Origin of the sequence: Bacillus hominis (genome assembly GCF_030348325.1) — a bacterium.
Lineage (GTDB): Bacteria > Bacillota > Bacilli > Bacillales > Bacillaceae_G > Bacillus_A > Bacillus_A hominis.
In genome coordinates this window covers 5030399-5057239 of the sequence record NZ_JAUCFS010000005.1, presented here as the reverse complement: position 1 = coordinate 5057239, position 26841 = coordinate 5030399, and the positions used below count along the sequence as shown (strand labels likewise).

27 protein-coding genes and 4 tRNA genes are annotated in these 26841 nt (G+C 35.9%); 30 read left to right on the top strand and 1 reads right to left on the bottom strand.

Going from position 1 to position 26841, the window contains the following annotated elements; genetic code table 11:
* The first annotated feature begins 564 nt into the window (after window positions 1-564).
* The 10 genes from rpmH to spo0J all read left to right on the top strand — a co-directional run bounded on the left by rpmH (window position 565) and on the right by spo0J (window position 9620).
* Window positions 565-699, top strand: a complete 135-nt coding sequence (gene rpmH / locus QUF93_RS28795) for a 50S ribosomal protein L34 (protein WP_000831901.1) — start codon at window positions 565-567, stop codon at window positions 697-699.
* A gap of 76 nt (window positions 700-775) precedes the next feature.
* On the top strand, window positions 776-1123 hold the full coding sequence (gene rnpA, locus QUF93_RS28790; protein WP_002123559.1) for a ribonuclease P protein component: 348 nt from the start codon (window positions 776-778) through the stop codon (window positions 1121-1123).
* A gap of 52 nt (window positions 1124-1175) precedes the next feature.
* Window positions 1176-1943, top strand: a complete 768-nt coding sequence (gene spoIIIJ / locus QUF93_RS28785; protein ID WP_289360950.1) for a YidC family membrane integrase SpoIIIJ — start codon at window positions 1176-1178, stop codon at window positions 1941-1943.
* Window positions 1940-2557 (top strand): RNA-binding cell elongation regulator Jag/EloR, encoded by a 618-nt coding sequence (gene jag / locus QUF93_RS28780; protein ID WP_289360949.1) that lies wholly within the window; start codon window positions 1940-1942, stop codon window positions 2555-2557. Before spoIIIJ ends, jag begins: the two co-directional genes overlap by 4 nt.
* 227 nt (window positions 2558-2784) lie before the next feature.
* Complete coding sequence (gene mnmE, locus QUF93_RS28775; RefSeq protein WP_289375961.1) at window positions 2785-4161, top strand: tRNA uridine-5-carboxymethylaminomethyl(34) synthesis GTPase MnmE; 1377 nt, start codon at window positions 2785-2787, stop codon at window positions 4159-4161.
* Window positions 4162-4219: 58 nt separating this feature from the next.
* A complete protein-coding gene (mnmG, locus tag QUF93_RS28770) occupies window positions 4220-6109 on the top strand; it encodes a tRNA uridine-5-carboxymethylaminomethyl(34) synthesis enzyme MnmG (protein ID WP_289360947.1) in 1890 nt (629 codons plus the stop codon).
* A gap of 21 nt (window positions 6110-6130) precedes the next feature.
* On the top strand, window positions 6131-6850 hold the full coding sequence (rsmG, locus tag QUF93_RS28765) for a 16S rRNA (guanine(527)-N(7))-methyltransferase RsmG (RefSeq protein WP_002089956.1): 720 nt from the start codon (window positions 6131-6133) through the stop codon (window positions 6848-6850).
* 105 nt (window positions 6851-6955) lie between these two features.
* Window positions 6956-7828, top strand: coding sequence for a nucleoid occlusion protein (gene noc, locus QUF93_RS28760; protein ID WP_289360946.1), 873 nt, complete (start codon window positions 6956-6958; stop codon window positions 7826-7828).
* A gap of 186 nt (window positions 7829-8014) precedes the next feature.
* Window positions 8015-8776 (top strand): sporulation initiation inhibitor protein Soj, encoded by a 762-nt coding sequence (soj, locus tag QUF93_RS28755; protein WP_002123569.1) that lies wholly within the window; start codon window positions 8015-8017, stop codon window positions 8774-8776.
* Window positions 8769-9620 (top strand): stage 0 sporulation protein Spo0J, encoded by an 852-nt coding sequence (gene spo0J / locus QUF93_RS28750; RefSeq protein ID WP_289360945.1) that lies wholly within the window; start codon window positions 8769-8771, stop codon window positions 9618-9620. Before soj ends, spo0J begins: the two co-directional genes overlap by 8 nt.
* A gap of 20 nt (window positions 9621-9640) precedes the next feature.
* Here the strand turns inward: spo0J and yyaC are convergent, their stop codons facing one another.
* Window positions 9641-10237 (bottom strand): spore protease YyaC, encoded by a 597-nt coding sequence (gene yyaC, locus QUF93_RS28745; RefSeq protein ID WP_002089953.1) that lies wholly within the window; start codon window positions 10235-10237, stop codon window positions 9641-9643.
* 260 nt (window positions 10238-10497) lie between these two features.
* Here yyaC and QUF93_RS28740 point away from each other — a divergent pair, with 260 nt between their 5' ends.
* The 20 genes from QUF93_RS28740 to QUF93_RS28645 all read left to right on the top strand — a co-directional run bounded on the left by QUF93_RS28740 (window position 10498) and on the right by QUF93_RS28645 (window position 26795).
* Window positions 10498-11355, top strand: a complete 858-nt coding sequence (locus tag QUF93_RS28740; RefSeq protein WP_002123574.1) for a mechanosensitive ion channel family protein — start codon at window positions 10498-10500, stop codon at window positions 11353-11355.
* 20 nt (window positions 11356-11375) lie between these two features.
* Window positions 11376-11573 carry a DUF951 domain-containing protein gene (locus tag QUF93_RS28735; RefSeq protein WP_000436054.1) on the top strand — a complete coding sequence of 66 codons (198 nt, stop codon included), beginning with the start codon at window positions 11376-11378 and terminating at the stop codon, window positions 11571-11573.
* Window positions 11574-11688: 115 nt separating this feature from the next.
* Window positions 11689-12789, top strand: a complete 1101-nt coding sequence (gene ychF, locus QUF93_RS28730) for a redox-regulated ATPase YchF (protein WP_000524664.1) — start codon at window positions 11689-11691, stop codon at window positions 12787-12789.
* Window positions 12790-12980: 191 nt separating this feature from the next.
* Complete coding sequence (rpsF, locus tag QUF93_RS28725) at window positions 12981-13271, top strand: 30S ribosomal protein S6 (RefSeq protein WP_001233781.1); 291 nt, start codon at window positions 12981-12983, stop codon at window positions 13269-13271.
* A 26-nt stretch (window positions 13272-13297) separates the two neighbouring features.
* On the top strand, window positions 13298-13822 hold the full coding sequence (ssb, locus tag QUF93_RS28720; RefSeq protein ID WP_002095075.1) for a single-stranded DNA-binding protein: 525 nt from the start codon (window positions 13298-13300) through the stop codon (window positions 13820-13822).
* Window positions 13823-13866: 44 nt separating this feature from the next.
* A complete protein-coding gene (gene rpsR, locus QUF93_RS28715; RefSeq protein ID WP_000918874.1) occupies window positions 13867-14100 on the top strand; it encodes a 30S ribosomal protein S18 in 234 nt (77 codons plus the stop codon).
* Window positions 14101-14180: 80 nt separating this feature from the next.
* Window positions 14181-15116 (top strand): YybS family protein, encoded by a 936-nt coding sequence (locus tag QUF93_RS28710; protein ID WP_289360944.1) that lies wholly within the window; start codon window positions 14181-14183, stop codon window positions 15114-15116.
* A gap of 78 nt (window positions 15117-15194) precedes the next feature.
* The gene (locus QUF93_RS28705; RefSeq protein WP_002123576.1) at window positions 15195-17168 is read left to right on the top strand and encodes a DHH family phosphoesterase; all 1974 of its coding nucleotides are present in this window, start codon (window positions 15195-15197) and stop codon (window positions 17166-17168) included.
* A complete protein-coding gene (gene rplI, locus QUF93_RS28700; protein WP_289375960.1) occupies window positions 17165-17611 on the top strand; it encodes a 50S ribosomal protein L9 in 447 nt (148 codons plus the stop codon). Before QUF93_RS28705 ends, rplI begins: the two co-directional genes overlap by 4 nt.
* Before the next feature lie 27 nt (window positions 17612-17638).
* On the top strand, window positions 17639-19000 hold the full coding sequence (dnaB, locus tag QUF93_RS28695) for a replicative DNA helicase (protein WP_002123579.1): 1362 nt from the start codon (window positions 17639-17641) through the stop codon (window positions 18998-19000).
* A gap of 216 nt (window positions 19001-19216) precedes the next feature.
* Window positions 19217-20506, top strand: a complete 1290-nt coding sequence (locus QUF93_RS28690) for an adenylosuccinate synthase (RefSeq protein WP_289360942.1) — start codon at window positions 19217-19219, stop codon at window positions 20504-20506.
* A 155-nt stretch (window positions 20507-20661) separates the two neighbouring features.
* A tRNA-Lys gene (locus QUF93_RS28685) sits at window positions 20662-20737 on the top strand.
* A gap of 13 nt (window positions 20738-20750) precedes the next feature.
* Window positions 20751-20822: transfer RNA gene (locus QUF93_RS28680), tRNA-Glu, on the top strand.
* A gap of 21 nt (window positions 20823-20843) precedes the next feature.
* Window positions 20844-20919, top strand: a tRNA-Asp gene (locus tag QUF93_RS28675).
* Window positions 20920-20960: 41 nt separating this feature from the next.
* Window positions 20961-21033 (top strand) — tRNA-Phe (locus QUF93_RS28670).
* 283 nt (window positions 21034-21316) lie between these two features.
* A complete protein-coding gene (gene walR / locus QUF93_RS28665) occupies window positions 21317-22024 on the top strand; it encodes a cell wall metabolism DNA-binding response regulator WalR (protein WP_000971867.1) in 708 nt (235 codons plus the stop codon).
* 3 nt (window positions 22025-22027) lie between these two features.
* The gene (gene walK / locus QUF93_RS28660) at window positions 22028-23866 is read left to right on the top strand and encodes a cell wall metabolism sensor histidine kinase WalK (protein ID WP_289360941.1); all 1839 of its coding nucleotides are present in this window, start codon (window positions 22028-22030) and stop codon (window positions 23864-23866) included.
* Window positions 23863-25200 carry a YycH family regulatory protein gene (locus tag QUF93_RS28655; RefSeq protein ID WP_289360940.1) on the top strand — a complete coding sequence of 446 codons (1338 nt, stop codon included), beginning with the start codon at window positions 23863-23865 and terminating at the stop codon, window positions 25198-25200. The genes walK and QUF93_RS28655 overlap by 4 nt, the downstream gene beginning before the upstream one ends.
* Complete coding sequence (locus QUF93_RS28650; RefSeq protein WP_002123584.1) at window positions 25181-26017, top strand: two-component system regulatory protein YycI; 837 nt, start codon at window positions 25181-25183, stop codon at window positions 26015-26017. The genes QUF93_RS28655 and QUF93_RS28650 overlap by 20 nt, the downstream gene beginning before the upstream one ends.
* Window positions 26001-26795 (top strand): exodeoxyribonuclease YycJ, encoded by a 795-nt coding sequence (locus tag QUF93_RS28645; RefSeq protein ID WP_002123585.1) that lies wholly within the window; start codon window positions 26001-26003, stop codon window positions 26793-26795. Before QUF93_RS28650 ends, QUF93_RS28645 begins: the two co-directional genes overlap by 17 nt.
* Window positions 26796-26841 lie beyond the last annotated feature (46 nt).

Here is a 26841-nt window from a genome sequence, read left to right as displayed (position 1 = left end):
AGGTGTCCCTCCTTTACAAAGATGGTAAAAGAATAAGGTTGTGCAACAATTGTACAACCTGTAAATATCTTTAATGCATATTTATACGAAACGTATTTTAAAATATAAAAACGTTGTTGGTATCCAAGATAGAGTTTTCGACAAAAAAACAAATGTGGACAACTATTTACCCACATGTGATTTAAACTGTCCACATGTTATACACAAATTGTGGATAAAATAAAGATGTGGAAAACTTATTCAAAGTGAAAACACAACTATAATATCAAAAAAAAGTAGCTATAGCAATGAATTTAAGAAAGTTATCCACAAAATCAATACCTTGTGGAATAAACTTGTCCACAACACGATATACTGTGTAAAAGTAAAAAAAGGGTTTGTGGATATAAAAAAAGAGAAAATATATTTATCCACAAGGAAATATAGGGACTGTGAAAAAGTGTGTGAATAGGTTCAAAATGAATATTTGATGAAAATTTCGAGAACCATTGACATTTTCCTAGTTCATTTACTATAATTTATTAGACTGTCTTTAACAGATATTCCTCAGGGAGGTGTCATATAATGAAAAGAACTTACCAACCAAATAAACGTAAGCGCAGCAAAGTACATGGTTTCCGCAGCCGTATGAGCACAGCGAACGGACGTAAAGTGCTAGCAGCTCGTCGTCGTAAAGGAAGAAAAGTATTATCTGCGTAGACCACTGATCGTTCAGTGGTCTTTTTTTCTAATAATAATGAGTTTCCGCTGATGAAATACAGGAGTGTCAATTGATATGAAGAAAAAAAATCGTATAAAAAAGAATGATGAATTCCAGGCGGTTTTCCAAAAAGGACAATCGAATGCCAATCGCCAGTTTGTTGTATACAAATTAGATAAAGAAAAACAGTCGCATTTTCGTATTGGTCTTTCTGTTAGTAAGAAAATAGGAAATGCAGTGGTTCGTAATCGAATTAAGCGTATGATTCGCCAATCGATTATAGAATTAAAAGATGAGATAGATTCTGGAAAAGATTTTGTTATAATAGCAAGGAAGCCTTGTGCAGAGATGACATATGAAGAGTTAAAGAAAAGCTTAATTCATGTCTTTAAACGCTCTGGTATGAAAAGAATAAAAAAGTAGCGTAAGGAAATGAATTACACTATATACATACCGAAACAAGGAGGAGCAGGCTTTGAAAAAGAAAATAGGTTTACTAGCCATGGTTATTATGTTAATGGCAATTGCTACCGGCTGTAGTGAAACGAATCAGCCGATTACACCGAAAAGCACTGGGATTTGGAATGAATATTTCGTATACCCGCTTTCTCAATTAATCACATATTTTGCAAACTTATTTGGTAGTAATTACGGTTTAGCAATCGTTGTTACAACTCTTATCATTCGTTTTGCATTATTACCATTAATGATTAAACAAACGAAGAGTACGAAAGCAATGCAGGCGTTACAACCAGAAATGGTGAAATTAAAAGAGAAGTATAGCTCAAAAGATCAAGCAACACAGCAAAAATTACAACAAGAAATGATGCAGTTGTATCAAAAAAATGGTGTAAATCCATTAGCAGGATGTTTACCAATATTTGTTCAGATGCCTATCTTATTCGCTTTTTATCATGCGATTATGAGAACATCAGAAATTAGTAAACATACATTTTTATGGTTTGATTTAGGACAGGCAGATCCTTACTATATCCTTCCAATTGTTGCGGCTATTACGACGTTTATTCAGCAAAAGCTTGCAATGGCGGGAACGGCTGGACAAAATCCGCAAATGGCAATGATGATTTGGCTTATGCCAATTATGATTTTAGTCTTTGCAATTAACTTCCCAGCAGCACTATCATTGTACTGGGTAGTTGGTAATATCTTTGGTATCGCTCAAATGTATCTGATCAAAGGGCCTGATATTAAGGCTAGTAAAGCAGGAGGATCAAGCAAGTGAGTATAATTACTGCTAAAGGACAAACAGTCGAGCTGGCAGTACAAGATGCTTTAAGACAATTAAATGCTTCGAAAGATCGAGTAGATATAAATATTATCGATGAGGGTAAGAGGGGATTCCTAGGTTTATTTGGGAAACGCCCCGCTGTAGTAGAAGTTGTATTGAAAAAAGATCCAATCCAAGAATGTGAAGAATATTTAAAAAATGTTATTCAAAATATGGGTGTGGAAGTTGAGATTAGAAAAATTGTAAAAGGACGCGAAGTTGAATTTACAATTTCTGGTGAAAATGTTGGTGCTTTAATTGGTAAAAGAGGTAATACGTTGAATTCTTTACAGTATTTAACAAAACTTGTTGCGAATCGTAATACAAAGCAATATATTGGTATTACACTGGATGCTGAAAACTATCGTAGTAAAAGAAAAAATACGTTAGAATCTCTTTCTTATCGATTAGCAAAACAAGTAGTGAGTACGAAAAAAAGAGTTGTTCTAGAACCAATGCCTTCTTTCGAACGAAAAATTATTCACCAAGCATTATCTAATCATCAAAATATCATTACAACGTCTGAAGGGAAAGAACCACATCGGTATGTTGTAATATCTTCCAAGTGACCGGTTACTCAATTGAGTGCCGGTTTTTTTGAGGCAAAAATAAATGTGGATAACTAAAAAACACTAAACTTATCCACTGTGAATAAGTTTAGTGTTTTTTACATAAGGACATAATAAAATGAGTTATTATTCTTTTGTAGATAGGTTCGTTATGGTATTCTAATAATTTAGTGACGGAAAAAAATCATGTTGAAATAGAGATAAATAAGCAAGTGAGGTGAAAGGACATGGAATTTGATACAATTGCCGCAATTTCCACAGCACTTGGGGAAGGTGCAATTGCCATTGTTCGAGTAAGTGGGGATGATGCGATTGAGAAAGTCGATCGTATTTTTAAAGGGAAGGATTTAACACAGGTTTCTTCTCATACAATTCATTATGGTCATATTGTCGATTTAGATACAAATCAAGTTATTGAAGAAGTTATGGTGTCTATTATGCGTGCACCAAGGACTTTTACGCGTGAAAATATAGTAGAAATTAACTGTCATGGTGGACTTGTTTCGGTAAATAAAGTATTACAGCTTATTTTAGCACAAGGAGTACGACTGGCAGATCCTGGTGAATTTACAAAACGTGCTTTTTTAAATGGACGTATTGATTTGTCACAAGCAGAAGCTGTTATGGACTTAATCCGTGCGAAAACGGATCGTGCTATGAATGTAGCGATTAACCAAATGGAAGGACGATTATCTAAATTAATCGGCTATTTGCGTCAAGAAATATTAGAAACATTAGCTCATATTGAGGTGAATATAGATTACCCAGAATATGATGATGTAGAAGAGATGACGCATAATATTTTAATTGAGAAAGCTACACATGTCCGTGCTGAAATTAAAAAGATATTAGAAACATCGAAGCAAGGAAAGATTTTACGTGAAGGTATTTCTACCGCGATTATCGGTAGACCTAACGTTGGGAAATCATCGCTATTAAATAGTCTTGTTCAGGAGAAAAAGGCAATTGTAACTGATATTGCAGGAACAACTCGTGATGTTATTGAAGAGTACGTTAATGTGCGTGGTGTACCACTTAAACTTATAGATACAGCCGGAATTCGTGAAACGGAAGATGTTGTTGAACGAATTGGTGTAGAGCGTTCAAAAGAAATGATGAGCCAAGCAGACTTAGTGTTAGTTGTAGTTAATTATAGTGAGGCTTTAACAAATGAAGATGAGGATCTATTCCGCACTGTACAAGGAAAAGATTTCATTGTCATTGTAAATAAGACAGATTTACCGCAAGAAATTGATATGGAACGTGTTACAGATTTAGCGGTAGGCAATCGTGTTATTACAACATCTCTAATTGAGGAGAAAGGAATAGATGAGCTTGAAAAGGCAATAGCTGATTTATTCTTTGAAGGAACAATTGATTCTGCGGATATGACATACGTGTCTAATACGAGACATATCGGATTATTAACACAAGCAGGAAAAACAATTAGTGATGCAATTGAAGCGATAGAAAATGGTGTTCCGATTGATATGGTTCAAATTGATTTAACAAGAACGTGGGAAATACTTGGTGAAATTACTGGTGATACTGTCCATGAAAGCTTAATTGACCAATTGTTCTCTCAATTTTGTTTAGGAAAATAAAGTGAAACCTTAATCAGAGATGCTTTAGTAAGATAGAGGTTATTAGGAGGAATAAACAATGGGATACAATGCCGGTTCATACGATGTCATAGTAATCGGTGCAGGTCATGCAGGATGTGAAGCTGGTCTTGCTGCAGCACGAATGGGCTCAAACACATTAATGTTAACAATTAACTTAGATATGGTAGCGTTCATGCCATGTAACCCTTCTGTTGGTGGACCAGCAAAAGGGATTGTTGTTCGTGAAATTGATGCATTAGGCGGAGAAATGGGACGCAATATTGATAAAACACATATTCAAATGCGTATGTTAAATACGGGTAAAGGACCAGCTGTACGCGCGCTTCGTGCACAAGCTGATAAATTCTCTTACCAGCATGAGTTAAAGAAAACAATTGAAGAGACACCAAACTTAACGTTGTTTCAAGGTCTGGTAGAGCGTTTAATTGTTGAAGATGGTGTATGTAAAGGGGTAATTACACAAGCTGGTGCTGAATACACAGCGAAAACAGTTGTAATTACAACGGGAACATTTTTACGTGGTGAGATTATTATGGGTGATTTAAAATATTCAAGTGGTCCAAATAATCAGCAACCATCTATTACGTTATCTGAACACTTAGAGGAACTTGGTTTTGATCTTGTTAGATTTAAAACAGGTACACCTCCGCGTGTAAACAGCAATACAATTGATTATAGTAAAACAGAAATTCAACCAGGTGATGATAAGCCACGTGCTTTCTCTTTTGAAACGACAAAATTTATTATGGATCAAATTCCATGTTGGTTAACATATACAAGTACAGAAACACATCGTTTAATAGATGAAAACTTACATCGTTCAGCTATGTATTCTGGTATGATTAAAGGAACGGGACCTAGATATTGCCCTTCAATTGAAGACAAGGTAGTAAGATTTAATGATAAACCACGTCATCAAATTTTCTTAGAGCCAGAAGGACGTAATACGCAAGAAGTATATGTACAAGGCTTATCGACGAGCTTACCAGAAGATGTACAGCGTGCAATGCTTAGAACAATTCCTGGCCTGGAAAATGTTGAAATGATGCGTACGGGTTATGCAATTGAATATGATGCAATTGTACCAACGCAACTATGGCCAACACTTGAAACGAAAAAAATTAAAAATTTATATACAGCAGGACAAATTAATGGAACTTCTGGTTACGAAGAAGCGGCAGGACAAGGGCTTATGGCTGGAATTAATGCAGCGTGTCGTTCTTTAGGTAAAAAAGAAGTTATTTTAGGTCGCGCTGATGCATATATTGGTGTCTTAATTGATGATCTTGTAACAAAAGGCACAAATGAACCATACCGTTTATTAACGTCTCGTGCAGAGTACCGTCTATTATTACGCCACGATAATGCGGATCTTCGTTTAACTGAAGTTGGTCGTGAAATCGGATTAATTAAAGAAGAGCGCTATGAGCGATTTACAAATAAAAAATTACAAATTGAACAGGAAAAGGAACGTTTAGGTAGCATTATTATTAAACCACGTCCTGAAGTTCAAGAATTAATTCGTAGCATTGGTGGAAGTGAATTGAAAGACGGAATACGTGCAAGTGACTTATTACGTCGTCCAGAGATGACATATGAGCATATTCATCTTTTAGTACCAAGTGAATTAGAATTAAATGATGAAATTACAGAACAAGTTGAAATTCAGATTAAGTACGAAGGATATATTGAAAAGTCTTTACAGCAAGTAGAGCGTATGAAGAAAATGGAAAACAAAAAAATCCCTGTGGATATTGATTATGATGCGATTTCTAGCCTTGCCTCAGAAGCGAGACAGAAATTGAAAGATGTTCGGCCACTTTCGATGGGGCAAGCTTCACGTATTTCTGGCGTAAATCCAGCTGATGTTTCCATTTTACTTATTTACATTGAACAAGGAAAAATTGCACGAGTATCGAACCAATAAATAGTAAGGAGCTATCGCTAGATGAACATAGAACAATTTCAATCTATGCTAGAAGAGAAGGGTATTTCCCTCTCTTCTAGACAGTTAGAGCAGTTCGAAATCTACTTTGAAACGTTAGTAGAGTGGAATGAAAAAATGAACTTAACGGCTATTACGGAGAAAGAAGAAGTATACTTAAAACACTTTTTTGATTCTGTTACAGCGGCTTTTTATTATGATTTTTCGAAACCATTTTCTATTTGTGATGTTGGAGCAGGGGCCGGATTCCCAAGTATCCCTTTAAAAATCTGTTTCCCGCACTTAAAAGTAACGATTGTGGATTCATTACAAAAACGTATTAATTTCTTAAATCACTTAGCGCAAAAGTTAGAATTAAGTGATGTTGCATTTTGTCATGATCGTGCTGAAACATTTGGAAAAAAAGAAGGTGTACGTGAAGCATACGATATTGTAATGGCACGTGCAGTTGCACGTCTTTCTGTATTAAGTGAGCTATGTTTACCACTTGTAAAAGTAGGGGGAACATTCATTGCAATGAAAGGTGCAGCGGCGAACGAAGAAATCGAGAATGGCAAATATGCTTTAGAGGTACTTGGCGGAGAATTAAAAGAAATGTCTACGTTCCAATTACCGTTTGAAGAAAGTGAGCGTAATATTTTATTAATCGAGAAAAAGCGCAAGACACCAAAGAAATATCCACGCAAACCGGGAACGCCCAATAAATTACCTATTGAAAAATAAATCTTATTAGACGTAAGATTAAATTATATAAATGAAAACGTAAATGTTTCATAGGAAACATTTTATGTAGAACAGTCAATAGGCCTAAAAGGTGGTGGAATATGTATGAAAAATACGTTTTCTCGTTTATTTGGCTTTGGAGATAAAGAGAGCGAATTCGAATTACAAGACGAAAGCCATGAAGAAGTAGATAAAAAGGTATATGAGGAAATACAGGAAATTCCGATAGTAAACATTACCCCTAACCGTTATCAACCACGAACAGTTTTTGATGATGCACGTATTGAGGAGCTAGCGTTAACGATTCGTACTCACGGGCTTATCCAGCCGATTGTTGTGAGGCAATATGAGGATGATAAGTACGAGATTATTGCCGGGGAAAGGCGTTTCCGCGCAGCAACAAAATTAGGGTGGGAAAAAGTTCCTGCAATAATAAAGAATTTAAATGATACTGAGACAGCTTCTGTAGCGTTAATTGAAAATTTGCAGCGTGAGGAATTAACAGCAATTGAGGAAGCTGTGGCATATCAAAAGCTGATTGAGTTACATAATTTAACACAAGAAGCATTGGCACAACGACTTGGAAAAGGACAATCGACAGTCGCAAATAAATTGCGATTATTAAAGTTGCCTGAAGAAATCAAAAGTGCATTATTAGAAAAAAGTATTACAGAACGGCATGCTCGCGCCCTTATTCCTTTGAAAAATGAGGAATTACAACTGAAGGTTTTACAAGAGATTGTGGAGAAGCAATTGAATGTAAAGCAAACAGAAGAGCGAATTGCAAAGTTACTAGAAGAAGTAAAACCAAAGCGCAAAGCGAAGCAAAAAGCAGTAAGTCGAGATGCGAGAATTGCTATGAACACAATTAGACAATCATTACAAATGGTTGCTAACAGTGGTTTGAATGTTAATTCTGCGGAAGAAGAGTTTGATGAATACTATCAAATTACGATTAAAATTCCGAAGAAAAAATAATTACGTGCTAGAGACCTTATCCTATTGGAGAGGTCTCTTTTACTATATTTTCTTGTTAAAGCAAGAAGGAGTTTAGAAATAAATTTTGAAGTTTAATAAGGACGTAAAAGAAAAACTTTTATTTCATGTTACAATAAACGTAATTGTTTCTAGAATAAGAAAGAAAGGTTGAAAGTAGGTGACATCATGGGAAAAATCATTGCTATTGCTAATCAAAAAGGCGGTGTTGGAAAAACAACAACATCCGTTAATTTAGGGGCTGGATTGGCACAAGTAGGAAAAAAAGTCCTTCTCGTAGATATTGATGCTCAAGGAAATGCGACGACTGGTGTAGGGATTGAAAAGTCTGAATTAGATCAATGTATTTATAATGTTCTCGTAGAAGATGCAGATGTTCAAGGTGTTATACGGAAAACCGCAACTGAAAACTTAGATGTTCTACCCGCTACAATTCAATTGGCTGGTGCTGAAATTGAATTGGTACCAACCATTTCCCGGGAAGTACGCTTGCAAAGAGCATTACAACCAATTCGTGATGAATATGAGTATATTATTATTGACTGTCCCCCATCCTTGGGATTATTAACGATTAATGCATTAACAGCAGCAGATTCTGTTATTATTCCTGTACAGTGTGAATATTACGCGCTGGAAGGGTTAAGTCAGCTATTAAATACAGTTCGACTTGTGCAAAAGCATTTAAATAAAAATTTAGCAATTCAAGGTGTATTGTTAACGATGTTGGATGCTCGTACAAATTTAGGAATTCAAGTTATAGATGAAGTGAAAAAATACTTTAGGGATAAAGTATATCGTTCGATTATTCCTCGTAATGTTCGCTTAAGTGAGGCACCAAGTCATGGAAAACCAATTATGCAGTATGACGCTAAATCAAGAGGAGCAGAAGTATATATAGATTTAGCAGAGGAAGTGATTGCAGGTGGCTAAGGGATTAGGAAGAGGAATCAATGTGTTTTTTCCAGATTTAGATGTGAAAGAAGAAGAAACGATTCAGGAGATTATAGTAACTGAATTAAGGCCGAATCCATATCAACCACGTAAACATTTCAATAAAGAAGCAATCCAGGAATTAGCGGCTTCTATTAAAGAGCACGGTATATTGCAACCGTTAATTGCTCGAAAAAGTATTAAAGGATATGAAATTGTTGCAGGTGAAAGAAGATATCGTGCTGCTAAAGAGGCCGGACTTGAGAGAGTGCCTGCTGTCGTAAGGCAATTAAATGAGCAGCAAATGATGGAATTTGCTTTGCTTGAAAACTTACAACGAGAAGATTTAAATCCTATGGAAGAGGCAATGGCATATCAAATGTTAATGAACGAGCTAAATGTAACACAAGAACAATTAGCAAAACGTCTTGGTAAAAGCAGACCTTATATTGCAAATTATACTCGTTTGTTAAGCCTCCCTTCATTCGTTCAAGATATGATTGCAAACGGGCAGCTTTCAATGGCTCATGGAAGAACTTTACTTACAATAAAAGATGAAGAACAGTTGAAATCTTTATTGAAGCGAATTGAAAAAGAAGGGCTGAATGTTCGTCAATTGGAACAAATTGTCCAGGAGATTAATCAACGTGTTTCACGTGAAACACAACAAGTGAAAAAAGAAAGAAATATATTTTTTGTAGAGCGCGAAACGTTTTTAAGAGAAAAGTTTGGTACAGATGTAAAGATCAAAGAAACGAAAAAAGAAAAAGGGAAAATCGAAATCGAATTTTTTAATAAAGAAGATTTAAATCGAATTTTAGAATTATTATCAAAGGGCAATTAAAAAGCAAACCATCTTATTATTTATAGATGGTTTGCTTTTTTTAATGCAGATAATTTTTGGTCAGTTTCTTTTATACTTTGTGCAATTACATCAGCCATCTTCATGACTAAACTTAGTCTTGTATTTTGAAGTACGAAAAACTCCATGAAACCATTTAAATTTACAATGCCATGAATATGCAAATCACCAATTTCAGGTAATTTCTTATTCATCGCGGCTCCAGGTTTACTGGGGCCCTTTCCGGTAGTTATAGAACCGATACTTTGAGATTTTCCTAAACATGCATCAACAGCAATAATAAATGAAGTAGGATTTTCTTTTTGTATATTCTGAATTTTCTCTTCTAAATTTAGTGCATGTATTGGTTCGTCTAGTGTGCCGAATACTTGAAGGTTTTTGATTTCAATTTGTTCTAGTTTAGTACCAACTAATGGACCAAGTGCATCACCGGTGGAACGGTCTGTTCCGATACAAACGAGAATGAGTGGCATATTAGTCTTAATGGGAATATGAGAAAGTAAGAAATTACTGATTGTCTCAGAGGCTTCTAAGTCATGATGCATAACATTTTGAGTTTCTTTTTCAAAAAAAGGTAAGCGAAAACTTCTAATATTCATGAAGCACCCATCCTTTTAATAAATTTTCACAATATGTTATATGGTGTGTGAAATGGAAAATTATAAGTGCATACTTTTTGCAAGCTGTGAATGAAAACGGAAATAATAGTACTAGTATATATATATTCGTCTCATTTTATACCTGAATAGAAGTTAACAAATGGAATTAAAGTCATAAATTTTTTTCAGAAATCAGAGAGAGTTCTGATACAATAAGAAGGATAACTAAAAAGAAATTTTAGCTGGAGAGGTAGAGGAACATGGATTTAGCGTTGAAATGGTTTGAGTCCATTGATTGGACGAATATAGGTGTAAAATCACTAAAAATAGTCGTTATTTTAATACTTGGTGCGATCGTTGTGCGAGTTGCAAGGGCAATTGTACGAAATGCGTTTCGTATGGGAAGTCGTTCACCGATTCAAATTTCAGAACGTCGTACAGTTACGGTAGCGAAGTTGCTTGAAAATATTGTGGCATACGTTGTTATGTTCATTATGTTAATTGCGATTTTAGGTGTGTTTGATATTAATGCGTCAGGTCTATTAGCCGGTGCTGGGGTAATTGGTTTAGCAGTCGGTTTTGGTGCACAAAGTTTAGTTAAAGACGTTATTACAGGATTATTTATTTTGTTAGAGGATCAATTTTCAGTAGGTGATTATGTAAGAATAGGTCAATTTGAAGGAACCGTTTTGGAAATAGGACTACGTACAACGAAGATGAAAAGTTGGACGGGTGAAATTCATATACTACCAAATGGGAGTATTATCCAAGTAACGAACTTTTCCGTTAGTAATAGTGTAGCATTTGTTGATGTATCTATTTCTTATGAAAGCGATATAGTACGAGCGGAGCAAGTTATTGAAGATTTATTAGTGGAATTACCAGAAAAATATGAGAAGATGGTAACAACACCTCAATTACTAGGTGTTCAAACATTGGCAGCGTCTGAAGTTGTATTACGTGTTATTGCTGAAGTTGAGCCGATGCAGCATGCAGTTATTGCGAGGGCTCTTCGCAAAGAGATTAAAAATCGTCTTGATTTACATGGGATTGAAATTCCATACCCACGTATGGTTTTATATAGTCGTGAAGAATTAGTTAGTGAAAAAGCGATTTAATAGTAGGGGGGACTTGGAGAATGGAGCAAAAGCAATATAACTTGTACGATGTTGTGGAAATGAAGAAAGCCCATCCATGTGGTGAAAATCGCTGGAAGATTATTCGTATGGGAATGGATATCCGCGTTAAGTGCGAGGGATGTGACCATTCGGTAATGATTCCTCGAAGAGAGTTTGATCGTAAGGTAAAAAAAATACTTGTGAAGCATGAAGAATAGTGAAAAAGCAACAGCTGCAGTAGACAGCCGTTGCTTTTTTTCATTTGGTGGAAACTTGTCATTTTTTTCGTTACTATCTATAATGATGAAAGATTGAGACATAGGAGTGAAAAATATGGGATTAACGGCTGGGATTGTTGGATTACCTAATGTAGGGAAGTCCACTTTATTTAATGCAATTACACAAGCAGGAGCAGAATCTGCAAACTATCCATTCTGTACAATCGATCCGAACGTAGGGATTGTAGAAGTACCAGATGAGCGTTTAAATAAATTAACGGAATTAGTAGAACCGAAAAAAACTGTTCCGACTGTATTCGAGTTTACTGATATTGCAGGTATCGTAAAGGGTGCTAGTAAAGGTGAAGGTTTAGGAAATAAATTCTTATCTCACATTCGTCAAGTAGATGCAATTTGCCAAGTTGTTCGTTGTTTTGAAGATGAAAATATTACGCACGTTTCAGGAAAAGTAGATCCAATTGATGATATTGAAACAATCAACTTAGAGCTAATCTTAGCGGATTTAGAATCTGTTGATAAACGTATCGAACGAGTTGCAAAATTAGCAAGACAAAAAGATAAAGAAGCTGTATATGAGCATGAAATTTTAGTTCGTTTAAAAGAAGCTTTTGAAGAGGGAAAACCAGCTCGTACTGTTGAATTTACAGAAGAGCAAATGAAAATTGTTAAAGGCCTTCATTTACTTACAACGAAAGAAATGTTATACGTAGCAAACGTAAGCGAAGATGATATTATGGATCCTTCTGAGAATAAATATGTACAAATGGTAAAAGAATTTGCTGCAAATGAAAATTCTCAAGTTATCGTTGTATGTGCAAAAATCGAATCAGAAATCGCTGAGTTAGACGAAGAAGAGAAAAAAGTATTCCTTGAAGAACTAGGTATTGAAGAATCTGGTTTAGATCAATTAATTCGTGCTGCATATGACTTATTAGGACTTGCTACTTACTTCACAGCTGGTGTGCAAGAAGTGCGTGCATGGACGTTTAAACAAGGTATGAAAGCACCACAATGTGCTGGCGTAATTCATACAGACTTTGAGCGTGGATTTATTCGCGCAGAAACAGTTTCTTATGATGATTTAATGACAAACGGTTCTATGACAGCTGCAAAAGAAGCTGGAAAAGTACGTTTAGAAGGAAAAGAGTATATCGTAAAAGACGGAGATGTTATGCACTTCCGCTTTAACGTTTAATTTAATATTTCCTAGGAAAAATAAAGATATGAACTTGGCAAATACATTGTGTGTTTGCCAAGTTTTTTATGTATTGGTGAGTTGATTCATATAACTTACTATGATATAATCTAAACTCGTGAGTAATTACTATAAATTAATTGCTCCTTGCCCATTATGGGCCGTTTAGACCAAAAGGAGGTGAAAGTGTAATGAGAAAGTACGAAATTATGTACATCATTCGTCCTGGCGTTGAAGAAGAAGCTCAAAAGGCTTTAGTTGAACGTTTTGCAGGTGTTTTAACAAACAATGGTGCAGAAATCATTAACACGAAAGAGTGGGGTAAGCGTCGTTTAGCTTACGAAATCAACGACTTACGTGAAGGTTTCTACATGATCTTAAACGTGAACTCTAACGCAGAAGCGATTAACGAATTCGACCGTTTAGCTAAGATCAACGAAGATATCCTTCGTCATATCGTTGTTAAAGAAGAAGAAAAATAATTGATATATAAGGGAGAGTGGTTCGATTGATGAATCGTGTTATCCTCGTTGGTCGTTTAACTAAGGACCCTGACTTACGTTACACGCCCAATGGTGTTGCAGTAGCTACTTTTACGTTAGCTGTGAATCGCGCATTTGCGAATCAACAAGGTGAGCGTGAAGCTGACTTTATTAATTGTGTAATATGGCGTAAACAAGCAGAAAACGTGGCAAATTATTTGAAAAAAGGTAGCTTAGCAGGCGTAGACGGACGTCTTCAAACTCGTAATTACGATGGACAAGACGGTAAACGTGTATATGTAACAGAAGTTCTTGCGGAGAGCGTACAATTTTTAGAGCCGCGTAATGGCGGTGGGGAGCAACGTGGTTCATTCAATCAGCAACCATCAGGAGCTGGTTTCGGTAACCAAAGCTCTAACCCATTTGGTCAATCTGGTAATCCGGGTGGTAACTCAGGTAACACTGGTAACTCTGGATTTACAAAGAATGACGATCCATTTTCGAATGTTGGTCAACCGATTGACATTTCGGACGACGATTTACCATTTTAATGGTGGGAATCGGTTATTTTTAACAAAGAATGGAGGGAATAGACATGGCAGGACGCAAAGGTGGACGTGCGAAACGTCGTAAGGTGTGTTTCTTCACATCTAACGGCATCACTCGCATTGACTATAAAGATGTTGATTTATTAAAACGTTTCGTTTCTGAGCGTGGTAAAATTTTACCTCGTCGTGTAACAGGAACAAGCGCAAAATACCAACGCAAACTTACAGTTGCAATTAAACGTGCTCGTCAAATGGCACTTTTACCATATGTTGGTGAATAATAGCGTATGAAATGCACAGTAGAGTCGGACTCTACTGTGCATTTTGCTATGCTTTTCTTTTTTGAGAGAGAGGTTGGATGATGAAAAATACGAGATTTATTACTGAGGGTGCAGCGTTATTAGCGATATATGCAATTTTATTGCTTATATCTATGTATGTTCCGATTTTAGGTACAGTTGCAATATTTGCGTTGCCGTTACCATTTATATTATTAACAGTAAGGCATAAACTATCTAATATACTCGTGATTTTTGTAGCGGCACTTTTTATTACAGTTATTGTGAGTCAGCCAATTAGTCTCATAAAGACAGTGATGTTTGGATTAATAGGTGTTGTATTGGGATATATGTATAAAAAAGAGAAAAAACCAGTGGAAATATTGATAGCTGGAACACTGGGATATTTAATTGGTATAATGCTCATTTATGTTGGAAGTATAAAATTTTTCAACATAGATTTAATGAAGCAAATGCAAAATATGTTTAGTGAAAGTATGGCGCAAAGTGAAAAGATAGCAAATGCTGCTGGTATGCCAGTTAGTAAGGAACAAAAAGAGTTGTTTGCACAAATGAATGATATATTACAAACGTTATTTCCAAGTATACTTGTGCTAGTTTCTGCATGTTTTTCTTGGATCACAGTGCTAATATCAGGTAGTGTTTTGAGAAAGTTAAAGCACGACGTTATACCTTGGCCTAAATTTAAAGATATACAATTGCCAAAGAGTATTGTCTGGTATTACGTCATATTTATTTTGTTAGCAACTTTTATAAAAGTAGAACCAACATCATATTTACATATGGTATTTTCTAACCTATATGTAATCTTTGCTTTGCTGCTCGTATTGCAAGGATTAACGTTTATCACCTTTTTAGCACACAGAAAAGGTTTTAAGAGAGGCATTCCTATTATTAGTTTTATTGTATGTATGTTTATTCCAATGCTGTTTCCTCTTGTGACAATCTTAGGTATAATTGATTTAGGGATTTCATTGCGTTCTAAAATAGGGGAATAAAATAATATTCCTTACACTATTTTAATTTGTTTAACTAACTGGAAGGTGAGTTAGTTTTACTTTATAGGAGTTGTATACATGCCTGAATTTTATAAGAAACAGTGGTTTTTATATCCTGTTTACGTATTGGCATTTTTTGTGTTGGTGCTAATCTCGATTCTCTGTTATTTTCACTTAATTATGGGGATAGCTGCCTTTTTTATTTTTAGCATCGTTTTCTTTTTAGTTATACGATTTGAACTTACCTTTCAAAGGAATTTTGAAAAGTATACGACAGATATGATTACTAGGGTAAAAAAAGTGAGTAACGAAGCATTCAACCAGATGCCAATCGGTATATTGTTATACAATAAGGATTATGGGATTGATTGGGCGAATCCTTACTTGTCTTCATGTTTGGGGCAGCACGCATTAGCTGGGTGGCATCTGTACGATGTATCAGAAACATTACTTCTTTTTATTAAAGGAGAGACTTCTGATGATATAGTATCTTTAAATAGTCGAAAGTTCCGTGTGTTTGTAAGGAAAGAAGAAAAACTAATTTATTTTTTTGATGTAACTGAGCAAACAGAGATTGAAAAAATGTATGAGGATCAGCGCACTGTTTTGGCTGTTATTTATTTAGATAATTATGATGAAGTTACACAAGGGTTAGATGATCAATTACGTACGAATATAACAAGTCTTGTGACGTCACGTCTAAATGAATGGGCCGTTAAGTATGGTGCATATTTGAAACGTGCATCTTCAGAAAGATTCTTCGTTGTACTAAATGAAAGTATTTTAGCGCAAATGGAGAAAGGGAAATTTAGTATTTTGGATCAAGTGCGCGAAGAAACATCAAAAAGGAATATACCACTTACATTAAGTGTTGGTGTTGGCTCAGGTGATTTACCTTTATCGGAGCTTGGAGCGATGGCTCAGTCTGGTTTAGACCTTGCGTTAGGACGAGGAGGAGACCAAGTAGCTATTAAACAAGCAACAGGTAAAGTTAAGTTTTACGGCGGTAAGACGAATCCGGTCGAAAAGCGTACTCGTGTACGTGCTAGAGTTATTTCGCATGCATTAAAGGATTTAGTATTAGAAAGCAGTAATGTCATTATAATGGGGCATAGAGCTCCTGATATGGATGCGATTGGTGCAGCGATTGGTATTTTAAAGGTAGCTCAATTAAATGAGCGCAAAGGATATATTGTATTAGATGAAAATGATTCTGATAAAGGAATCAAACGTTTGATGGATAAAGTGAAACAAAATGAAGAGTTATGGTCACACTTTATTACACCAGGGCAAGCGATGGAATTTGCAAATGATGACTCATTACTTGTTGTTGTTGATACGCATAAACCTTCAATGGTGATGGAGGAAAAACTGTTACATAAGATTGAAAATGTAGTGGTTATTGACCATCATCGCCGCGGGGAAGACTTCATTGAAGATCCATTGCTTGTTTATATGGAACCGTACGCTTCTTCAACGGCAGAGCTTGTTACAGAATTACTTGAGTATCAACCGAAAAATTTAAAGATGACAATGTTAGAAGCGACGGCATTGTTAGCTGGTATTATTGTTGATACGAAAAGTTTTACATTCCGTACAGGCGCTCGAACATTTGATGCAGCTTCTTATTTACGCTCGCATGGTGCAGACACTGTACTTGTACAAGAACTTTTAAAAGAAGATATGGATCAGTATTTACGAGTTGCAAAAGCCATTAAAAATGCGTACATTTATAAAAATGGAATTGCGATTGCTAAAGTTGATGGTGATGAATATTACCACCAAGTACTTATTGCGCAATCAGCAGACACATTATTGACAATGACAGGTATCATTGCATCGTTTGTTATTGCAAAACGTGGAGAAAATTTCATTGGAATTAGTGGTAGATCTTTAGGTGAATTGAATGTACAGCTAATTATGGAGAATTTAGGAGGTGGCGGGCACTTAACAAATGCAGCCACACAAATGAAAAATGTTACAGTAGATGAAGCAGAGGAGAAGCTTCGATTTGTTATTGATGACTATTTACAGGGAGGCACACAATCATGAAAGTAATTTTTCTAAAAGACGTAAAAGGTAAAGGTAAAAAAGGAGAAATAAAAAACGTACCAGACGGTTATGCAAATAATTTCTTACTAAAACAGGGGTTAGCTGCTGAAGCGACAAACAGTAGTATGAAAACTTTAGAAGCTCAAAAGCGCAAAGAGGAAAAAGATGCAGCAGCAGAGCTTGAAAATGCAAAACAATTAAAAGAAACATTAGAGAAGTTAACTGTAGAATTAAAGGCGAAATCTGGAGAAGGTGGCCGTTTATTTGGTTCTATTACGAGCAAACAAATTGTAGATGCAATGCAAAAATCACACAAGATTAAACTTGATAAACGTAAATTTGAAATGGACGATGCAATCCGTGCATTAGGTTATACAAACGTCACTGTAAAATTGCATCCGCAAGTAACGGCGGCAGTAAAAGTCCATGTTAGTGAACAATAAAAATAAATTAAGCAAGGAGGATTGCGCATGAGTGATGTACTGGCTGATCGTACCCCTCCGCATAATATAGAAGCAGAGCAGGCGGTTTTAGGGGCTATATTGATTGATCAAGATGCATTAACGTCAGCATCAGAGCTGTTGCTACCTGACTCGTTCTATCGAACGAAACATCAAAAGATTTTTGAAGTCATGCTTGGGTTGTCTGATAAGGGAGAACCAATCGACTTAGTAATAATGACATCAGCGATGGCTGATCAAGGATTACTAGAAGAAGTTGGTGGGGTTTCTTATCTAGCAGAATTAGCAGAAGTTGTTCCAACAGCTGCAAACGTAGAATATTATGCACGCATCATCGCTGAAAAGGCGCTTTTACGTCGTTTAATTCGAACGGCGACTCATATTGTATCGGATGGATACGAGCGAGAAGATGATGTGGATGGCCTTTTAAATGAGGCTGAGAAAAAAATATTAGAAGTATCTCACCAAACAAATGCAAAAGCATTCCAGAACATTAAAGATGTTCTTGTAGATGCTTATGATAAAATTGAACTTTTGCATAATCAAAAAGGTGAAGTTACCGGGATACCAACTGGATTTACTGAATTAGATAAGATGACCGCTGGTTTTCAGCGAAATGATTTAATCATCGTAGCAGCGCGTCCGTCGGTGGGGAAAACTGCATTTTCATTAAATATCGCACAAAACGTAGCGACGAAAACGGATGAAAATGTAGCAATCTTTAGTCTGGAGATGGGCTCTGATCAGCTTGTTATGCGTATGCTTTGTGCAGAAGGAAATATTGATGCGCAAAGACTTCGTACCGGTTCATTAACTTCTGATGATTGGGCGAAATTAACAATGGCGATGGGTAGCCTTTCTAATGCCGGTATATATATTGATGATACACCAGGGATTAAAGTAAACGAGATTCGAGCAAAATGTCGTAGATTAAAGCAAGAACAAGGTCTTGGGATGGTTTTGATTGACTATTTACAGCTTATTCAAGGAAGTGGGAAATCAGGAGAAAACCGTCAGCAGGAAGTATCTGAGATTTCTCGTACATTAAAAGGGATTGCACGTGAATTGCAAGTACCTGTTATCGCCTTGTCGCAGTTATCTCGTGGTGTAGAATCTCGTCAAGATAAACGTCCGATGATGTCTGATATTCGTGAATCAGGAAGTATCGAGCAGGATGCTGACATTGTAGCCTTCTTATATCGTGAAGATTACTATGATCGTGAAACAGAAAATAAAAATACGATTGAAATTATCATTGCAAAACAACGTAATGGTCCGGTAGGTTCAGTAGAGCTTGCGTTTGTTAAGGAATTTAATAAATTCGTCAACTTAGAACGCCGCTTTGAGGATGGACATGCACCGCCCGCATAAAGGCAGTATAAAAAAGAAACACATTTCTTATAATAAGATGTGTTTCTTTTTTTATAGAGTAAAGATAAGGCTTTCATAAGGTGAAAATATAATTCTTACGAACGAAAATGATTTTTAATAAAAAAATGTTCGCTTTTTTGGTTGACTTCTTTTTCGGTTTTGGTACAATTATATTGTTTGAATAGATCGTTTGAAAATTGCGGAGGTGCTTTAATAATGTCTTCAGTAGTAGTTGTAGGAACACAATGGGGCGACGAAGGAAAAGGTAAAATCACTGATTTTCTTTCTGAGCATGCGGAAGTAGTTGCAAGATATCAAGGTGGAAATAACGCGGGACATACAATTGTTTTCGGCGGAGTTAAATATAAATTACACTTAATTCCATCTGGTATTTTCTATAAAGAGAAAATTTGTGTAATCGGAAATGGCTTAGTAGTAGATCCGAAAGCATTACTTGAAGAGTTAAAATACTTACACGACCGTGGTGTAAGTACTGATAATTTACGTGTAAGTAACCGTGCACACGTTATTTTACCTTATCACTTAAAACAAGATGAGTTAGAAGAAGCTAGTAAAGGTGATAACAAAATCGGTACAACGAAAAAAGGTATCGGTCCTGCATATATGGATAAAGCTGCTCGTATTGGTATCCGTATGGCTGATCTTTTAGACCGTGAAGCATTTAAAGAGAAGCTTGAGCGCAATTTAGTAGAGAAAAATCGTTTGTTTGAAAAAATGTACGATACAGAAGGTTTCAGCGTAGAAGAAATCTTTGAAGAGTACTTCGAATATGGACAACAAATCGCACAATATGTATGCGACACATCTGTTGTATTAAATGATGCACTAGATAACAATCACCGTGTATTATTTGAAGGTGCACAAGGTGTTATGCTTGATATTGACCACGGTACGTACCCATTCGTTACATCTTCTAACCCGATTGCTGGTGGTGTAACAGTTGGAACTGGAGTTGGTCCTGCGAAAGTTACTCGCGTTGTAGGTGTATGTAAAGCATATACAAGCCGTGTTGGTGATGGTCCATTCCCTACTGAACTTAATGATGAAATTGGTCATCAAATTCGTGAAGTTGGTCGTGAATATGGAACAACAACTGGTCGTCCACGCCGTGTAGGTTGGTTCGATAGCGTTGTTGTAAGACATGCACGTCGCGTTAGTGGTTTAACAGATTTATCATTAAACTCTATCGACGTTCTAACAGGTATTTCAACTCTTAAAATTTGTGTTGCTTACAAATACAATGGTGAAGTTATCGATGAAGTTCCAGCAAACTTAAATATTTTAGCGAAATGTGAGCCTGTATACGAAGAGCTTCCAGGTTGGACAGAAGATATTACTGGTGTGAAATCATTAGATGAACTTCCTGAAAATGCAAGAAAATACGTAGAGCGTGTTTCTGAATTAACAGGAATCCAATTATCTATGTTCTCAGTTGGACCAGATCGTAATCAAACAAATATCGTTCGTAATGTATACGAAGCTTAATTGATATAAGAAATTGATTTTTTTAAGAAAAAACTCATGTTCTCATGAGTTTTTTCTTATCTTTTATAAAAAAAATTAAAAAAGGTATTGCAAAAAATAAAGAGAACATGTTATGATACATCTTGTCGTCACGAAAATATGACGTTGGTGAGTATGAGCCATTAGCTCAGTTGGTAGAGCATCTGACTTTTAATCAGAGGGTCGAAGGTTCGAATCCTTCATGGCTCACCATTTTATTTTTCGTGGCCCGTTGGTCAAGTGGTTAAGACACCGCCCTTTCACGGCGGTAACACGGGTTCGAATCCCGTACGGGTCATGTTTTTTTATGTTCATTTTTGGTCCCGTGGTGTAGTGGTTAACATGCCTGCCTGTCACGCAGGAGATCGCCGGTTCGACCCCGGTCGGGACCGCCACTTTTGTTTATACCACCATTAGTGGTTTTATATATAGTTTTGGCTCGGTAGCTCAGTCGGTAGAGCAGAGGACTGAAAATCCTCGTGTCGGCGGTTCGATTCCGTCCCGAGCCACTCTCAGGATATTAAGTGGGCCCACTTAATATCCTTTTTATTTTGTGCAGTTTTACAAATGTGGGTAGTTATTTTACAATAGGATGAGGAGCCTCTAGCAGTTGAAGCTAGAGGTTTTTCTGTAGATCGTATAGGATTCCGTGTAAAGGTGGATCATACATGAGTCTATGAGAATAGAGGAGAGAACACTTAAATAAAGGTTGCTGTCATATAGGGATATACTATAGAAACATCAATATATTTAAGAATCATTGACCATATTTTTATGAGGAGGAAATAGACGATGATGGGAAAGAAAATTTTAGTAGTTGATGATGAAAAGCCGATTGCGGACATTTTGAAGTTCAACCTAGAAAAAGAGGGTTTTGAAATTGTAATGGCGCATGATGGTGATGAAGCAATTGAGAAAGCTAATGAAGAACAGCCAGATATGGTTTTATTAGATATTATGTTACCGGGAAAAGACGGTTTAGAGGTATGTCGTGAAATACGTAAAAGCTCAGAAATGCCAATTATTATGCTTACAGCAAAAGACTCTGAAATCGATAAAGTATTAGGGCTTGAGCTTGGGGCGGATGATTATGTAACGAAGCCATTTAGTACGAGGGAATTACTTGCTCGTGTGAAAGCGAATTTACGTCGCCATCAGCAGGGTGGTGCTGCAGAGAAAGAAGAAAATACTGAAATGGTTATTGGACCAATCGTTATCAATTCGAATGCTTATAGTGTAACGAAGCGTGAAGAAAGCATTGAGCTTACACATCGTGAATTTGAATTACTACATTATTTAGCGAAGCATTTAGGTCAAGTTATGACTCGTGAACATTTATTACAAACAGTTTGGGGTTATGATTATTTTGGAGATGTACGTACAGTAGACGTAACAGTACGTCGTTTACGCGAAAAAATTGAAGATAATCCAAGTCATCCTACTTTAATTGTAACTAGACGTGGGGTAGGGTATTACTTGCGTGACCCAGAACAGGAATAGTATATGAAGAAAGTTGGTTTTTTTCAATCTATTCATTTGAAATTTGTGCTCATATATATGCTGTTAATATTAATAGCAATGCAAGTAATTGGTGTATATTTCGTCAGGGAATTAGAAAAAAGCCTTGTAAAAGGCTTTCAAGATTCCTTAACGCAGCAAACAAACTTACTTTCTTATAACCTGAAGCAAGAGTTTGTAAAAGATCGTCCTAAAGGAGAATCAGTAAATAAGGCTATTAATGATTCAATTCAAAAATTTGCATCAGATCGTAAGAAAGATATTCAAGAGGTAAGTGTAATTGACGCCACCACTAAAAAATTAATAGCAATTTCAGACGCGTCTAAGCAAAATAAGATAGGAAGAACGTCAGCAGATAGAGCTGTACAGCGGGTAATGGTACAAAAAAAACCAGAGTCAAAGATTGAGAAAGATGGACATACAGGTCATCGAGTTCAAGTTATGATTACCCCTATCCTAAAAGAGCCGGGCGGAGAGGTACTTGGCGTCATTCATATTGTTGCATCTATGGAAGATGTGTATAAACAAATGAAGGACATCAACCAAATTTTCGCAACGGGGACAGTAATTGCTTTATTAGTAACAGCTGTACTTGGAATTTTATTGGCTCAAACAATTACGAGACCAATTTCAGATATGCGAAGACAAGCAATTGAAATGGCGAAAGGAAATTATTCGCGAAAAGTAAAGGTGCATAGCCATGATGAGATTGGACAATTAGCATTATCTTTTAATAATTTATCTAAAAAATTACAACAAGCTCGTTCCTCCACAGAAAGTGAAAGACGAAAATTATCATCCGTTTTATCACATATGACAGATGGAGTAATTGCTACTGATCGAAAAGGGGATATCATTTTATTAAATGATCCTGCGGAAAAGATGTTAAATGTTTCGCGTGAAACGGCGCTAGATCAATCAGTGCTAGAAGTGTTAGGAATACAAGAAGAATTTACACTGGATCATTTATATGAAGAACCTGATTCAGTTTTATTAGATTTTAGTACGAGAAATGAACCATATATTTTACGTGCTAGTTTCTCTGTTATTCAAAAAGAAACAGGGAAGGCAAATGGTTTAATTGCTGTATTATATGATGTAACAGAGCAGGAGCGCATAGAACGAGAGCGCCGTGAGTTTGTTGCGAATGTATCTCATGAGTTAAGAACGCCGTTAACAACGATGCGCAGTTACTTAGAAGCGCTTACTGATGGGGCATGGCAAGATCCGAATATTGCACCGCAATTTTTAACGGTTACACAAGAGGAAACGGAAAGAATGATCAGGCTTGTAAATGCATTGTTACAACTATCTAAACTAGATAGTACAGAACATCGCTTAATGAAGGAATGGGTCGACTTTACTGACTTCTTTAATAACGTTATCGATCGCTTTGAAATGTCTAAAGAGCAAAATGTAAGCTTCAAACGATCTTTCTCTAAAAAATCTCGATTTATTGATATGGATACAGACAAAATTACACAAGTTTTATATAACATTATTTCCAATGCACTAAAATACTCGCCGGAAGGTGGTACAGTAACATATCGCCTGCGTGACCGCGGGGAGTTATTAGAGATTAGTGTGAGTGATCAAGGAATGGGAATTCCGAAAGAAAATGTAGATAAAATATTTGAACGTTTTTATCGTGTAGATAAAGCGCGTTCGAGACAAATGGGTGGTACAGGTCTCGGATTAGCTATTGCAAAAGAAATGATTGAGGCACATGGCGGCTCGATTTGGGCGAAAAGTGAGGAAGGAAAAGGGACAACTATTTATTTCACACTGCCAATGGCGACAGATGAAGAGGACGATTGGGAATGAGTATGGAAAACTTTAAAACGATAGTTCTAATTAATTTGGTTGTCATTAGTCTATTTCTTACTTTTAACTTATGGACATATGTTCCTGATTCTACTTCTATGCAAAATACAAAGTTCGTTCAAGGTAACGAAGATATAAATCCGATAAAGATTTCGGAGGTTGTTCGCCCATCATCTGTTATTATTCATCAAGAGAAAAAACATTATGTGAGCGAAAAGAAGGCAAATGTGGATTCAATCTATAAAATTCTTGAAAACGGAGAATTACATAATTTTAGGGAAATAACGGCGACAGTTCCTAAAGGTGATTTTCTGTCTTATGTACACGGAGAAGAAAAAATTGAATTTGTTTTTCCTACCAATATCCCATTAGATACGATTAAAGATATGTTTAATATTAAAGATAAAAACATAGAAATTGACAGAAGTTTTAATCGTATTATAATGGATCCTTCTCGAAGTAAGGACCAAGAAATTAAAGTTAGCTTTGTTTCCTATGATACTCCTCATAAAATATATCAAGCAACATTGAGCGGTGCTTATATAAAGGATATTATAAATGCTCAAAATCAACTTATAACAGTAGCAAGACCATATTTTGAATATCAAATAAATGATACAAAAAAACTTTTTTTACCAGAGGGGATTACGGAATTAAGTAAGGTAGAGTATATTACTGCTAAACTAGAAGTGGATCCATTTAAAAATGCTTTATTTAGTGATCCACGTTATTTAAGTCCTATTTCTGAGAAAACAAAGGAAACATTTACGGATGGCATCCGTTCTATGGAAATCGATAAGTCGGATGCAATGTTAAAATATAAAAATTCCGCTGTACATGGTGATAAAACCACGGATAATGCGGTAATTTTACAAAAAAGTTTTGACTTTGTAAGTGGACATAGTGGATCCTTGAATTCCTATCGTTTTGATTATATTAATGGGAGGAAAACTTCATTCCGTTTATATGAGGATGGTTTGCCTGTATTTAATGCAAATGGAATAGCGGAATTAAAACAAGTATGGGGTTCAGGTGAAATTATGCAGTATGAAAGACCCTTTTTTGGGTTCAGTATTACTTTGCCTAGTAAACAACAAACAACTTCTCTTGCGTCAGGTCATACAGTGATGACATCACTAGAGAATAATCCAGAAATTGATAAAAAATCAATTCAGGATGTTGGTATTGGTTATAAAATGTCATTGGAACCTTCCATCAATGATGGGAGAATCGCTGTCTTACAGCCGATATGGTATGTAAAATGTGAAGAAGATGGTAAGCAACAAATATATGAGTGGAGTGAGGGGGGACTAAATGGATTGGGATCGAATTAAAACAATATTTATTGTGACCTTTTTTGTTTTAGACCTCTTTCTTATCTTCCAGTTCATTCAAAAGCAAGATAGTAATCAATTAGAACTTGTGACGGAAACAAAAATCGATCAACAATTAAAAGCTGAAAAAATTACTATGGGAAATTTTCCTAAAGAACCGAAAAAAGAGTCATTTATAATGGCGAAAAATAAGGTTTTCAAAGAAGAAGATGTGCAATCTTTAAAAAATCAGACGGCGCATGTGCAAGACGAATATCAAATAGAGAGTAAATTAAAAGAGCCTTTTTTAAATACAAAATCATCGTCAAAAGATAAGTATAATGAGTTTTTGAAAAATTATGTGCTGGATGGACAAAAATATGAGTTTGGAGCAATAAAGGATTCAAAAATTTACTTCTTTCAAAAGTATAAAGATAAACCAATCTTCTACAATAATCGTGCGATGATTGTTGTAGATTTAAATGAAAAAAACGAGCTTATTTCGTATACACAAACAATGTTAACGGATTTGAAGGAAATGGGCGAAAGCGAAAAGACGAAAGAACAAGAAATTATTACTGCTCAAACAGCTTTAGAAAATATATATTTGAAAAATAAAATTGCAGAAAATACGCACGTGAAAGAGGCGCAGATTGGATATGCGACTCTTGCGGAGTCTTCTTCTAATATACAAGTGCTTGCTCCAACATGGAACTTAAAGACAGAACAGAAAAAGGATTTTTTTGTGAATGCAATTGAAGGACAAGTTATGGAATTAGGGGAAACTCAAGTGCCGGAAGAACATAATGGAGTGAGAAAGAATGAGTATGCACTTTAGTGTACTTGCAAGTGGAAGTACAGGGAACATGCTATATGTAGGAACAGATGAAAAAAAACTGCTTGTCGATGCAGGTTTAAGTGGTAAAGCGACAGAGGCTTTATTTAAACAAGCTGAACTGAATATAAATGACATATCAGGTATTCTTGTAACACATGAGCATAGTGACCACATTAAAGGATTAGGTGTATTGGCGCGTAAATATGATTTACCTGTTTATGCGAACGAGAAAACATGGAATGCAATGGAACATTTAATAGGTAATATCCCAACTGATCAAAAATTCATTTTCTCAATAGGAGACGTGAAAACATTTGGGGATATTGAAGTTGAATCATTTGGTGTTTCTCATGATGCGGCAGAACCGATGTTTTATGCTTTTCATAACAATAATAGAAAGTTAGCTCTTATTACAGATACAGGATACGTAAGTGACCGTATGAAAGGTGTTATTAAGGGAGCGAATGCTTTCGTATTTGAAAGTAATCATGATGTGGAAATGCTTCGTATGGGACGCTATCCATGGAGCATTAAGCGACGTATTTTAAGCGACGTTGGCCACGTTTGTAATGAGGATGCTGCATTAGCGATGGCGGATGTTATTACAGACGAGACAAAACACATTTATTTAGCGCATTTAAGCTTAGATAATAACATGAAAGAATTAGCGCGTATGTCTGTATCACAAGTATTAGAAGAAAAAGGTTTTGGGGTTGGAGAATCCTTTGAAATACATGATACAGATCCAAAAATGCCTACGAAAATTCAATACGTATAATTCTTTATTTTAGTAAACAATAAAGGTGAATATAGTTGTTTTCAGG